11 protein-coding genes are annotated in these 11770 nt (G+C 68.1%); 5 read left to right on the forward strand and 6 right to left on the reverse strand.

The features are described 5' to 3' along the window. Nucleotides 1-12: 12 nt before the first annotated feature. A complete protein-coding gene (locus ACVJ6E_RS07425; RefSeq protein ID WP_120267707.1) occupies nt 13-930 on the reverse strand; it encodes an alpha/beta hydrolase in 918 nt (305 codons plus the stop codon). Then, complete coding sequence (locus tag ACVJ6E_RS07430) at nt 927-1625, reverse strand: GntR family transcriptional regulator (protein ID WP_120267708.1); 699 nt, start codon at nt 1623-1625, stop codon at nt 927-929. Before ACVJ6E_RS07430 ends, ACVJ6E_RS07425 begins: the two co-directional genes overlap by 4 nt. A gap of 163 nt (nt 1626-1788) precedes the next feature. Between ACVJ6E_RS07430 and ACVJ6E_RS07435 the strand changes: the two genes are divergently transcribed. After that, complete coding sequence (locus ACVJ6E_RS07435; protein WP_120267709.1) at nt 1789-2865, forward strand: sn-glycerol-3-phosphate ABC transporter ATP-binding protein UgpC; 1077 nt, start codon at nt 1789-1791, stop codon at nt 2863-2865. A 177-nt stretch (nt 2866-3042) separates the two neighbouring features. On the opposite strand, the gene ACVJ6E_RS07440 is transcribed toward ACVJ6E_RS07435, so the two are convergent. The 3 genes from ACVJ6E_RS07440 to ACVJ6E_RS07450 form a co-directional block, all read right to left on the reverse strand. Further along, complete coding sequence (locus ACVJ6E_RS07440; RefSeq protein WP_120267710.1) at nt 3043-4155, reverse strand: ABC transporter substrate-binding protein; 1113 nt, start codon at nt 4153-4155, stop codon at nt 3043-3045. 81 nt (nt 4156-4236) lie between these two features. After that, a complete protein-coding gene (locus ACVJ6E_RS07445) occupies nt 4237-5670 on the reverse strand; it encodes a sensor histidine kinase (protein ID WP_120267711.1) in 1434 nt (477 codons plus the stop codon). Continuing rightward, nucleotides 5667-6338: a response regulator transcription factor gene (locus ACVJ6E_RS07450; RefSeq protein ID WP_067215689.1), complete on the reverse strand. Its 672-nt coding sequence runs from the start codon at nt 6336-6338 to the stop codon at nt 5667-5669. The genes ACVJ6E_RS07445 and ACVJ6E_RS07450 overlap by 4 nt, the downstream gene beginning before the upstream one ends. 176 nt (nt 6339-6514) lie before the next feature. On the opposite strand from ACVJ6E_RS07450, the gene ACVJ6E_RS07455 reads away from it, so the two are divergent. The 4 genes from ACVJ6E_RS07455 to ACVJ6E_RS07470 all read left to right on the forward strand — a co-directional run bounded on the left by ACVJ6E_RS07455 (nt 6515) and on the right by ACVJ6E_RS07470 (nt 10584). After that, the gene (locus ACVJ6E_RS07455) at nt 6515-7483 is read left to right on the forward strand and encodes a tripartite tricarboxylate transporter substrate-binding protein (RefSeq protein WP_120267712.1); all 969 of its coding nucleotides are present in this window, start codon (nt 6515-6517) and stop codon (nt 7481-7483) included. 122 nt (nt 7484-7605) lie between these two features. Next, on the forward strand, nt 7606-8046 hold the full coding sequence (locus tag ACVJ6E_RS07460; protein WP_120267713.1) for a tripartite tricarboxylate transporter TctB family protein: 441 nt from the start codon (nt 7606-7608) through the stop codon (nt 8044-8046). 7 nt (nt 8047-8053) lie between these two features. Beyond that, nucleotides 8054-9556 carry a tripartite tricarboxylate transporter permease gene (locus ACVJ6E_RS07465; protein ID WP_120267714.1) on the forward strand — a complete coding sequence of 501 codons (1503 nt, stop codon included), beginning with the start codon at nt 8054-8056 and terminating at the stop codon, nt 9554-9556. Next, nucleotides 9553-10584, forward strand: coding sequence for an AbrB family transcriptional regulator (locus tag ACVJ6E_RS07470; protein ID WP_120267715.1), 1032 nt, complete (start codon nt 9553-9555; stop codon nt 10582-10584). The genes ACVJ6E_RS07465 and ACVJ6E_RS07470 overlap by 4 nt, the downstream gene beginning before the upstream one ends. Nucleotides 10585-10594: 10 nt before the next feature. Here ACVJ6E_RS07470 and menC read toward each other — a convergent pair whose 3' ends face one another. Next, the gene (gene menC, locus ACVJ6E_RS07475) at nt 10595-11737 is read right to left on the reverse strand and encodes an o-succinylbenzoate synthase (protein WP_120267716.1); all 1143 of its coding nucleotides are present in this window, start codon (nt 11735-11737) and stop codon (nt 10595-10597) included. Nucleotides 11738-11770 lie beyond the last annotated feature (33 nt).

Below are 11770 nucleotides of genomic sequence, written 5' to 3' on the forward strand. Positions count from 1 at the left end.
TCAGGCCGCTCCTCAGCCGGCCCGTTTCCTGAAGACGGCGCCGGCCCTTTGGAAGGCGTCGCGCGCCTCCGGCAGGGCCGGCCCCATCTGCATGAAGCCGTGGACGACGCCCTCGAACAGGTCGAAGGGGTCGTTTCGGCCGAGCGCGCGAAGGCGCGCGGCCAGTCGTTCGGTGTCGCTGCACAGGGGGTCGAGCCCGGCGGCGTTGAGATAGAGCGGGGGCAGGGCGGCGAGCGCCGCATCGCTTGCCGCCAGCGGGGATACGGCCGGCCGGTCGCGCAGTTCGCGGGCCGCGTACCAGTTCCAGTAGCGCTGCATCTTCGCCCGGGTGAGGCCCGGTCCGTCCGCGTATAACTCGTAGGACGGGGTGGCGAAGTCGGCGCCGTAGACCCCGTAGAAGAGCAGCGCCTGGGCGGGCAGGAGCCCACCTTCCTCGATCAGCCGCAGCATCGCCGCCAGCGCCAGGTTGGCGCCCGCGCTGTCGCCGGCCATCGACCAGCGAAGGTCCGTGTCGCGCGCGGCCCAGGCCGCCAGCACGTCCTCCAGCCCATGGGGATAGGGATGCTCGGGGGCAAGGCGGTACTCGACGGTGAGCACGCGCGCGCCGGTCGCATTGGCGATACGCCGGGCGGCGCCTTCATGGGTTGCGGCAGAGCAGAAGGCCCAGCCCCCGCCATGGACGTGCAGGATCGCGTCGCGCCCCGTATCGCCCTCCGGCACGACGAGACGCGCCGGCAGCCCGGCATGCATCAGGGTGCGGCTTTCGGCGACGGGGGGCAGGTCCTCGTTCCAGCGGATATTGGTAAGCGCGGCAAGCGCCCGGCCGGCTTGCGGCTCCAGGGTCGTGGGGTCGGCAAGGCCGCGATCTTCCTGCGCTAGGCGGTCGAGCACGGCGCGCATGGCGGGGCTGGGCTGGCGGCGCGGGGTCATGCTCCGGCGTCCTCGGTCAGGTCGGGGCCGAAATCGACGATGGTGGAAATGTGGTGGCCGAGCACGGTGCGCAGGCGCTCCAGATCGCCGTCCTTGAGCGCGTCGATGATGGGGACATGCCGCTCGGCCGTCTCTTCCAGCGCGCGGTTCGGCTGGGAGTTCATGATCTTGTAGCGGTGATTGTGGATCAGGCAGCGGGTCAGGATCGGCACCACCAGCGGCAGGTCGGCGGCCGCGAACAAGGTGGTGTGGAAGGCGCGGTCATGCACCGAGAGCCGATACTCGTCGCCGTCGCGGGCGGCGTTGCGCATGGCGTTCAGCTCGTCGTGCAGCTGGCCGACGAGGCCACGGCCGGAATTGCGCAGCACCTCTTCCAGATAGGTGCACTCCACCTCGCGGCGGATGTTGATAAGCGCGCGGGCATCGGCGGCGCGGCAGGGGGCGACCAGCGTGCCGCGATGGGGCAGGCGCTTGACCAGCCCTTCCTCGGACAGCTGCATCAATGCCTCGCGCACCGTGCTCTGGCTGCACTGAAAGCGCTGGGCCAGTTCCATCTCGGTCAGGGAGGAGTCCGGGGGGAGCTCACCGAGCACGATCTCCTTCTGCAAGGCGACGAAGACGGCATGGCTGCGCCGGCTCGACTGACGGGGGACAAGATCCATCACGGATGCGGTCGAGAAGCTCTCAACGGCCATCAGACAGCGGCTCCCTGCTTGTCGCCGACCGTGCGCCGGCGACCCTTTTTCGCTCCGCCCGTCGGGGTTACCGACCGGGGTTGCGCTTCATTATCGATATCGATAACATCCAAATTATCGATAATGCAAGCCCCGTAGAAGCGGGCGGTCAAGGGAGAGGGCCATGGCGGATATCCGGCTGGAGGGGATCGTCAAGGACTACGGGTCGGTGCGGGCGATCCATGGGGTCAGCCTGGACATCAGGGACGGGGAATTCGTCGCTTTCGTCGGGCCGTCGGGATGCGGCAAGTCGACGATGCTGCGGATGATCGCCGGGCTTGAGGAGATTTCGGGCGGCGTCCTGAAGATCGGCGAGCGGGTCGTCAACGATGTGGAGCCGCGCGACCGGGACGTGGCCATGGTGTTCCAGGACTACGCGCTATACCCGCATATGAGCGTGGCCGAGAATATCGGATTCGGCTTGAAAATGAGGGGCTTGAAGGCTTCCGAGATCGAGCCGAAGGTGCGCGAGGCGGCACGTATCCTCCAGATCGAGGCCTATCTCGACCGCAAGCCGGGGCAGCTTTCGGGCGGCCAGCGCCAGCGCGTCGCCATGGGCCGGGCCATCGTGAGAAAGCCCGCGGTGTTTCTGTTCGATGAGCCGCTGTCGAACCTCGATGCCAAGCTCCGCGTCGAAATGCGTACGCAAATCAAGCGCTTGCACGCGATGCTGAAGACCACGACGGTCTATGTCACCCACGATCAGACGGAAGCGATGACGCTAGCCGATCGGGTGGTGGTGCTGCGCGGGGGTAAAATCGTGCAGCAGGGCCATCCGATCGAGCTGTACAGCCGGCCGAACTGCCGGTTCGTCGGCGAGTTCATCGGCTCGCCGCAGATGAATGTGTTCAGCGGAAATGTAGATAGATCAGGCAGTTCGCCGGTGCTGCGGGTGGGCGATGCGGCCCTGCGGCTGGGCGAGGTGGCGGCTGCCGACGGGGCGCGGCTGGACGTCGGCATCCGCCCGGAGCATCTCGCCTTTGCCGGGGACAAGGGGGGCGCCATCGCCCCGGTGGTCGAGGTGTTCGAGCCGCTCGGCTCGGACACGATGGCGATCTGCCGGCTCGGCGGCCAGGAGCTGACGGCCCGGCTGGCGCCGACCGTGGCGCTGCGCCCGAACGAGAGGATAAGCCTCGACTACGAGCTTGCGGACCTGCACTATTTCGACGGCGAAAATGGTGCGCGGATCGAGGCTCTCTGAGCGTTTTCTTCTGTCATGACAAGGGCTTGCAGGCGATATCGAGATTGAGACGGATTTTGCAAAATTCCGTCTCGAAATCGCGTTTTTTTGGAGTCGGGCGTCGCAAGATGCCCAAAATCGCGAAAAGGCCGGCCGAAGGCTCCTCCGGGCCGGCCTTTTGCCGTTTATCCCCGCGCTCTACTGCGAGGCGCTTTCGACCTGCATCGCCGCCGACCAGTCGGCGAGGAAGGCCTCCTTCTTCAGCCGGTCGAGATAGGTGAGCAGGCCGGTGCCGAGCCGGATGGGCAGCAGCGAGCGCCCTTCGGTGCCCGGCACGCCGCTATGGCCGGAGGCGGCGTTCGCCTCGGGCAGGAGGGGGATAAGTTCCGGCGAGGAGGCAAGGGCGGCCTGGCCTTGCGGGGACAGGAGAAAATTGACGAAGGAAACGGCGGCCCGCTTGTTCGGCGCGGTTTCGGGGATAAAGGCGGTGCGGCTCATCACCAGCGTGTAGTCGTCGAGCAGGTAGTAGCCGATGCGCTCGTCGTTGCGCGCGACGCCGAGCGTGTAGGAGCCGATCATGTTGTAGCCGTAGACCAGCTCGCCGCTGGCGACGCGGTCGAGCACGTCGCGGGTGCAGCAGAAGGTGCGGGCGCGGGCGCGGCCGAAGGATTCGGCGACGCGCGAGAACTGGTAGCCGCGCTGGGCGTCCTGGGTGGCGAAGAGGTAGCCGACGCCGGACAGGTGGATGTCGTAGGTGCCGACGCGCCCGCGAAAGAAATCCGGGTCGTCGCGGATCATGCCGGCAAGCTCGGAACGGGTCTGCGGCAGCGGCCGGTCGGCGAAGGCCTTCTTGTTGTAGACCATGACCACCGGCTCCCAGGTGAAGCCGTAGAGCTCGCCGCGCCAGCGCGCCCATTCGGGCAGGGCATCGGCATTGGGTGGGCTGAAGGCGTAGGCATCGCCGCTGTTCACCAGCTTCGCCTGCAGGTCCATCGAGGAGCTGATCACCACGTCGACCGAATGGCGATGCGAGGCGATGGCCTCGTAAAGCTCGGACGTGTTGTATTCGACATACTCGACCTTGACCGCCGGATGGGTCGCCTCGAAGCGGGCGATCACCTCCGTCATCGCCGAGGTGTCGGTGGCGCTGTAGATGGTCAGCACGGTCTGGGCCCGGGCGGGGCCGATGCCGGCCATGGCAAGTGCTGCAGCGCCGAGCACGGCGGGGGCCAGCGCTGCCACGCCGCGCGCGGCGGCAAGCATGCGGCGCGCGGCGGCGATGCGTGTCATGGCAAGGGACGCAAGCGTCATGCCCGTCTTCCTCCCGTTCCCGTTTCCGTTCCCTGTCGGGTGCCGGCGCTGGTTCGCTCGCGCCGGTCGCCCCCTTTCACATCACGCCGGCCCGTCGACCGGCAGGTCCAGCTCGACACGCAACCCGCCGAGCCGGCTGTCGCAAAGGGCGAGCCGGCCGCCATGGCTGCGCGCCACTGCGTTGACGATGCTGAGCCCGATGCCGGATCCCCCACCGGCCCGGTTCAGCGAATAGAAGCGCTCCAGCACCTTTTCGCGTTCGGCCGCCGGAATGCCCGGACCGCTGTCGTCCAGCGAGATGCACAGGGCCTCGCGCTCGTCGATCCGGGTACGTGACAGGCCGATGTCGATACGGATGTCTTTCGGTCCGTGCCGTGTTGCGTTGTCGAGCAGGTTGCGCAGGGCCTCGCGCAGCGCCACCGGATCGGCGATGAGCAGGGCGGAGCCGGCCGGCAGGTCGTCGTGCAGCACGGCGATGTCGATGCCTTCGGTCTCCGGGTGGCGCAGGAACTCCTCGACCGAGGCCCGGATCAGCGGCATCAGGTCGATCTTTTCGACCGGCTCGTCGATGCCGCGATGGGTGACCATGGCATGCGACAGGAGCTGGTTGGTGAGGCGGATGGTGCGCGTCGCCTGCTCGGAGGCGCGCTCCAGCCGCTGGCGCATGCGCTCGGGCTCGTCCTGCTCGGCGGCCAGCTGCAACTGCCCCTGCAGGGCGGCGAGCGAGGTGCGCATCTGGTGGGCGACATCGGCGATGAAGGACTGGGCGTGCTCCTTGCTGGTGACGAGCCGGCCCATGAAGTCGTTGATCGCGCCGATCAACCCCTCCACCTCGCGCGGCGGCTTGGCGTCCAGCGGCGTCATGTCGGAGGGCTCGCGGCCGCGGATGTCGGCCTCGATGCCGGCGAGCGGAGCCATCGCCCGGTTGATGCCGAGCCGCATGAAGACGAGGCCGAGCACGGCGATGGCGACGAGGCCGGCCAGCCCCTTGGAGAAAAGGTCCATCTGCATCGCATCGCGCGCGCGGCGCGTGTGGCCGAGCTGGAGCATGATCCAGTCCGGCCCGGTCGGCTCGATGATCAGCTTGCCCTGCAGCACGAAGCGCGAGACCTCGCGGCTGAAGGGGGCATCGAAGAAGCGCGGCTGGTCGCCGGCGCGCACGCCGCCCGGCGGCAGCGGCAGCTCGGCATCGCCGGTCAGCGTGCTGCCGCCGAGGCGAAAGACGCGGTAGAAGACCCGGTCCTCCTTGGCGAGGCCAACGATCTCCAGCGCCGAGGAGGGGATGTCGACGATCAGCCCGTCGGGCGTCGGCGAAATGCGCTCCAGGATGGCGATGGCCGAGCCGGCCAGCAGCAGGTCGTAGGTCTGGTTGGCGGCGTTGCGCGCGTAGGTCCACAGGCCGATGGACAGAACGACGAGGATCGCCAGGAACCCGGCGACCATGCCGACGGTCAGCCGCCGGCGCAGCGAATAGGGGACGGTGCGTGCTTCAACCAGGGGCGGGGGCAGCGTCATTCGTCGCGGACGCTCGCGATATAGCCCAGGCCCCGGATGGTGCGGATGGAGAAGGCCGCGCCCTCCAGCTTGCGCCGCAGCCGGGTCATGGTCTGCTCGACGGCGTTCAGCGTCGGCACTTCCTCGAAGGTGTAGAGCTTGTCGGCGACCTCCTCCTTGGACAGGACGCGGCCGATATTGCCGATCATCACCTCCAGCAGCTGCACCTCGCGGTGGCGCAGGTCGACGTCCTGGCCGTCGACGGTGGCGCGCTTGGCGGCGCGGTCGAAGGTGAAGTTGCCGGCGATGAACAGGTTGCTGGATTCGCCGGCGCGGCGGCGGGCCAGCGCCCGGCAGCGGGCGGCGAGCTCGCGCAGGTCGAACGGCTTGACGATGTAGTCGTCGGCACCCGCATCCAGTCCGACGACGCGGTCGTCGACCTCGGAGCGGGCGGTGAGCAGCATGACGGGCGTGTGGTTGCCGCTGAGGCGGAGCTGGCGGAGGATCTCGAAGCCGTTGCGGCCGGGCAGGTTCACGTCCAGCAGGATGAGGTCGAAGGTCTTGTAGCGCAGGAGCTCGCTCGCCTGCTCGCCATCCGCCTCCCGGTCGATGGCATGACCTTCCCCCCGGAAGCGATCGATGATCGCTTCGGCAAGTTCGTCATTGTCCTCCACAAGAACGATCCGCATCCCACTTGATTAGTGCAAGCGGTGATCGGCGGGAAGAAAAACCGTTGCCGCAGGGTTTCCTGTCAGCGTCGCGTCAGCGACGGGTCAAGCTCCGGTCAGCCAGGCGGCCTAGTGTCGCTGATCCATGAACGGCGCCGCCGCTGCGGCCCGTTTCGTGCGACAACCGGGAGGACTACATGAAACTCTTCAAGACCGCGGCCGCGGCGCTCATCGCCGCCGGCCTCGCCACCCCTGCATTCGCCGCCGAGATCTCCAAGCCCGAGTGCATTGCGCCGGCGCAGCCGGGAGGCGGCTTCGACCTGACCTGCCGCGTCGCCCAGACCGGCCTGCAGGGCCAGTTCGACACCCCGATGCAGGTCAGCTTCATGCCGGGCGGCATCGGCGCGGTGGCCATCAACCTGTTCAACACCACCCGCACCGACGACCCGAACGCCATCGTCGCGTTCTCCTCCGGCTCGCTGCTCAACATCGCCACCGGCAAGTACGGCCAGTGGACCGAGAACGACGTGCGGTTCCTCGCCACCGCCGGCGCCGACTTCGGCGCGGTCGTGGTGCGTGCCGACAGCCCGTTCGAGAAGCTGTCCGACCTGATGGATGCGGTGAAGGCCGATGTCTCGTCCATCGTCTTCGGTGCCGGCGGTTCGGTCGGTTCGCAGGACTGGATGAAGGGCGCGCTGCTGCTGCGGGCCATCGAGCAGGATCCGAAGAAGATGCGCTACGTCGCCTTCGACGGCGGCGGCGAGTCCATCGCGGCGCTGCTCGGCGGCAGCATCCAGGTCTACATGGGCGACGTCGGCGAGATGGTCTCCCATATCGGCACCGGCAAGCTGCGCATCCTGGGCGTGATGTCCGACGAGCGCCTCGACGCGCCCTTCGCCGACATTCCGACCGTGAAGGAGCAGGGCTACGACGCGGAGTGGACCATCCTGCGCGGCTTCTACATGGGCAAGAACGTCTCCGACGAGGCCTACAATGCGTGGGTCGAGAAGTTCAAGGCGGCCTATGCCAGCGAGGACTTCGCCAAGCTGCAGAAGGAAAAGGGCCTGCTGCCGCTGAACCTCGCCGGCGCGGAGCTGGATGAGTCGATCAAGCAGCGCATCGCCAACATGCGCGAGATCGCCCGCGAAGCCGGCCTGATCCAGTAACGCGAGAAGGCCGCAAGGCCAAGGTAACCGGACAGCTGGGGCCGACGGCACGCAACGTGCCGCCGGCTCCATGCCAACCGGGCCCATGCCAACCGGGGCAAGACCCGGGAAGGGAGGACGTCATGGCAGACCGCGTCTTTGCGGGCGCGATCCTCGTGATCGCACTGCTCTACACCTACATCGCCTTCACAGTCATCAAGGCGCCGTTCCAGTACGACCCGCTGGGGCCGGAGAGCTGGCCGAAGCTGCTGGGCATCGTCGCCATCCTTTGCACGCTCTACCTGATCGCGCGCCCGGATGTCGCCAAGCTCAAGGCCGATCTGGCCACGCTGGGCCGTCTGGCGCTGGTCGTCGTCATGCTGATGGTCTACGCGCGGGCGTTCGAGCCGCTCGGCTTCCTGGTGTCGACATGGGTCTTCTGTGCCGTCTTCGGCATCATGCTCGGCGCGGCTCCGCTCAAGGCGATCGCCTTCGGCGCGGTGACCGGCACGGTCGGCTATTTCGCCTGCACCCGCCTGCTGGAGCTGAACCTTCCCGCAGGCCTGCTCAACCACATTCTGTGAGGCTCCCATGGACGCTGTCATTTCCGGGCTGTCTGCGGGCTTTGCCGTAGCCTTGCAGCCTTTCAACCTGTCGCTCGTGCTCATCGGCTGCTTCGCCGGCACGCTTATCGGCGCGCTGCCGGGCATCGGCCCGATCAACGGCGTGGCGATCCTGCTTCCCATCGCCTATGGCCTCGGCCTGCCGCCGGAGTCGGCCCTGATCCTGCTCGCCGGCATCTACTACGGCGCCGAATACGGTGGGCGCATCTCCTCGATCCTGCTCAACGTGCCGGGCGATGCCGGTGCGGTGATGACGACGCTGGACGGCAACCCGCTGGCCAAGCGCGGCGAGGCGGGACGGGCGCTGTCGCTCTCGGCGGTCGCCTCGTTCTGCGGCGGCACCTTCGCCGTCGTGCTGATGTCCCTGAGCGGCCCGGCGCTGGCCTCCTATGCGGTGACCTTCTCGCCCTCCGACTATGTGGCGCTGATGGTCTTCGCCTTCGCCAGCCTTGCCTCGCTGGTCGGCAGCAACCCAGTCAAGACGCTGCTCGCCGCCGTGATGGGCCTGATGCTCGCCTCGATCGGCATCGACGCCAACACCGGCGTTGCCCGCTACACGTTCGGCATTCCCGACATCCTGGCCGGCATCGACTTCCTGGTGGTGGTCATCGGCCTGTTCGGCATGGCCGAGCTGATCCACCTCGTCGAGCAGCAGGTGACCGGCAAGCTGAAGCCGCTGGCGCTGGACAAGAGCTTCGTCTCGATGAAGGACCTTGCCTTCACCAAGTGGACGATCCTGCGCGGTTCGGTGATCGGCTTCTTCATCGGCATCCTGCCGGGCACCGGCGCCTCGGTTGCCTCCGCCGTCGCCTATGGCACGGAAAAGCGCGTGGCGCCGAACTCGGAGAACTTCGGCAAGGGCGACATCCGGGGCCTTGCGGCGCCGGAATCGGCCAACAACGCCGCCGCGGGCGGTGCCATGGTGCCGATGCTCACCCTCGGCATTCCCGGCTCCGGCACGACGGCGATCCTGCTCGGCGCGCTGCTGCTGTTCAACGTGACGCCGGGGCCGCTGATGTTCGAGCAGCGCCCTGAAATCGCCTGGGGCCTGATCGCGTCGATGTATATCGGCAACGTCGCGCTGCTGGTCATCAACCTGCCGCTGGTCGGGCTGTTCGCCCGCCTGCTGACCATCCCGCAGCAGTACCTGACGCCGCTGATCGCGGTGCTGGCCTTCATCGGCGTCTACTCGGTCGTCAGCAACCCGCACGATCTCTACATGATCACGCTGCTCGGCGTGTTCGGCTGGATCCTGCGCAAGCTCGACTTCTCGCTGGCGCCGGTGATCCTCGGCTTCGTGCTGGGCGGGCTGTTCGAGGACAACCTGCGCCGCGCGCTGTCGATCTCCGGCGGCGACTGGTCGATCCTGCTCAACTCGGGCAACAGCATCATGCTCTATGTGCTGGCCGTGATCGTGGTGATCGTGCCGATCTGGCTCGGCCGCCGCAAGAAGAAGGCTGTCGAGGCATGACCGGAGCGCGGTGGCGCAGCCTTGCCGTTGCCCTTTCGGCCGGGCTTGCCGGCGCGGGAGCGGCGACGCTGGCAGGGCTGCCCGCCGCCGCGCTGATCGGCAGCACCGTCGCGGTGACGCTCGCCGCGATGCTGGGCCTCAAACCCGAGGTGCCGGGCCTGTTGCGAAACTGCGCCTTTCTGGTGATCGGCGTGACCCTGGGAGCCGGGGTCACGCCGCATTTTCTCTCCGACATCGCCAAGTGGCCGGTGAGCCTTGCCATGCTGGCGGCGACCATCGCCGCGGTGATGGTGGTGTCGGGCACGATCCTGCAGCGCGGCTACGGGCTCGATCCGGCAACCGCGCGGCTTGCGACCTCGCCCGGCGCGCTTAGCTACTGCCTGTCGCTGGCCGCCTCCGGCGTCGGCGACCTGCGCGCCGTCATGGTGCTGCAGAGCCTGCGGCTGCTGGTGATCACGGTGCTGCTGCCGCCGGTGATCGCGCTGATCGACAGCGCGCCGAGCGGGGCGGTGCTGACCACGATGGGCGAGATCGGCTACGGCGCGGCGGTGGTGATCCTGATCGCCGGGTTCGCGGCCGGGCTGGCCGGCGACCGGCTCGGCGTGCCGGCGGCCTATCTGCTGGCCGGCCTGATCCTGAGCGCTGCGACCCATGCGGCCGGCCTCGTCGAGGGGCGGCTGCCGCTGCCGCTGACCTTCCTGGGGTTCACGGTGACGGGCGCGGTGATCGGCGCAAGGTTCAGCGGCTTGACGGGCAAGGAGTTGCGGCTGCTCGGCGTTGCCGGCCTTGCCGCTGCGAGCGGCGCGCTGGCGATCTCCGCGGCGGCGAGCTGGCTCACCGCCGCGATGACCGGACTGCCGTTCGGGCAGGTGTGGGTGGCCTTCGCGCCGGGCGGCGTGGAGGCGATGTCGTCGATGGCGCTGGCGCTCGGCTACGACCCGGTCTACGTCGCGACCCACCACGTCTTCCGCATCCTGGCGCTGTTCGCCGCGATGCCGTTCCTCGTCGGCCGCAGCAAGGGCGGGTAGGGGCGGGCGGTTACCCGGCCGCCCCGAAGGTCTCGCGGTCGCTGGAGATGCTCTCCAGGAACTCGCGGTCGAGGCGCACGCCGATGCCGGGGCCTTCCGGCACGGGCATCATGCCGCCTTCGGTCTCCAGCCATTCCACCGTCAGGTCCTTGCGGAAATAGCGCCGCGCGCTCGATGTGTCGCCGGGCTTGCGGAAGTTCGGCAGGGTCGACATGTGGATGTTGTGGGCGCGGCCGATGCCGGACTCCAGCATGCCGCCACACCACACCGGAACGCTCCAGGCCTGCGCAATATCATGGATGCGCCGGGCCTCCAGATGGCCGCCGACGCGCCCGACCTTGATGTTGACGACGCGGGCGGCATCGCTCGCCAACGCCTTGCGGGCGTCGGCGGCCGAGCGGATGCTCTCGTCGAGGCAGACGGCCGTGGCGATGCGCGACTGCAGCACGGCGTGGTCGTGGATGTCGTCATAGGCGAGCGGCTGCTCGATATATTCCAGGTCGTAGGCGTCGAGCGCCTTGAGGACCCTGAGATCCGCGAGCGAGTAGGCGGTGTTGGCGTCGACGCTCATGCGCGCGTCCGGCAGGGCGGCACGCACCCTGGCGACGAGCTCGACATCGTGGCCCGGCTCGATCTTCAGCTTGATCCGCTTGTAGCCTTCCGCGTGATGACGCTTGGCCGCCTCGACCGTCGCCTCGATGTCCTGCAAGCCGAGCGAGACGCCGACGGCGACCTTGTCGCCGGTGCCGCCGAGCAGGGTCTTGAGCGGCAGGCCGAGCGCCTTGGCCCACAGGTCCCAGAAGGCCATCTCGACGGTGGCCTTGGCCATCCAGTGGCCGCGCCAGGGGGCGAGCACCTTTTCCAGCTCCTGCGGGTTCTCGAAGCTCTTTCCGACCACGTTGGGCAGGATCGCCTCGCGCAGGAAGTAGGTGGCGGCGGAGATGGTGTCGTCGAGATAGTCGGGCAGCGGATCCATCACGCCTTCGGCATAGCCTTCCAGCTCGCCGGACTTCAGCACCAGCAGCGGAAACACCTTCTCGTGCATGGTGCCGGTGGAGGTGGTGAAGGGCGAGATCAGCGGCAGGCGGACGATGTGCAGCTCGGCGCTGTCGATGGTGAGAGGCAGCTGCCGGGTGGCGATGGGGCGTGTCATTTCAGTGACCCTCTGGGGAATGGGAAGCCGGCG

The organism is Stappia sp. G46H5W (assembly GCF_058448995.1).

Excerpts from the sequence above, each read along its gene's own strand:
- ACVJ6E_RS07455 (WP_120267712.1), top strand. The coding sequence starts at position 6,515 with ATGAAACTCTTCAAGACCGCGGCCGCGGCGCTCATCGCCGCCGGCCTC.
- ACVJ6E_RS07460 (WP_120267713.1), top strand. The coding sequence starts at position 7,606 with ATGGCAGACCGCGTCTTTGCGGGCGCGATCCTCGTGATCGCACTGCTC.
- ACVJ6E_RS07450 (WP_067215689.1), bottom strand. The coding sequence starts at position 6,338 with ATGCGGATCGTTCTTGTGGAGGACAATGACGAACTTGCCGAAGCGATC.
- ACVJ6E_RS07465 (WP_120267714.1), top strand. The coding sequence starts at position 8,054 with ATGGACGCTGTCATTTCCGGGCTGTCTGCGGGCTTTGCCGTAGCCTTG.
- ACVJ6E_RS07425 (WP_120267707.1), bottom strand. The coding sequence starts at position 930 with ATGACCCCGCGCCGCCAGCCCAGCCCCGCCATGCGCGCCGTGCTCGAC.
- ACVJ6E_RS07430 (WP_120267708.1), bottom strand. The coding sequence starts at position 1,625 with ATGGCCGTTGAGAGCTTCTCGACCGCATCCGTGATGGATCTTGTCCCC.
- menC (WP_120267716.1), bottom strand. The coding sequence starts at position 11,737 with ATGACACGCCCCATCGCCACCCGGCAGCTGCCTCTCACCATCGACAGC.
- ACVJ6E_RS07470 (WP_120267715.1), top strand. The coding sequence starts at position 9,553 with ATGACCGGAGCGCGGTGGCGCAGCCTTGCCGTTGCCCTTTCGGCCGGG.
- ACVJ6E_RS07440 (WP_120267710.1), bottom strand. The coding sequence starts at position 4,155 with ATGACGCTTGCGTCCCTTGCCATGACACGCATCGCCGCCGCGCGCCGC.
- ACVJ6E_RS07445 (WP_120267711.1), bottom strand. The coding sequence starts at position 5,670 with ATGACGCTGCCCCCGCCCCTGGTTGAAGCACGCACCGTCCCCTATTCG.
- ACVJ6E_RS07435 (WP_120267709.1), top strand. The coding sequence starts at position 1,789 with ATGGCGGATATCCGGCTGGAGGGGATCGTCAAGGACTACGGGTCGGTG.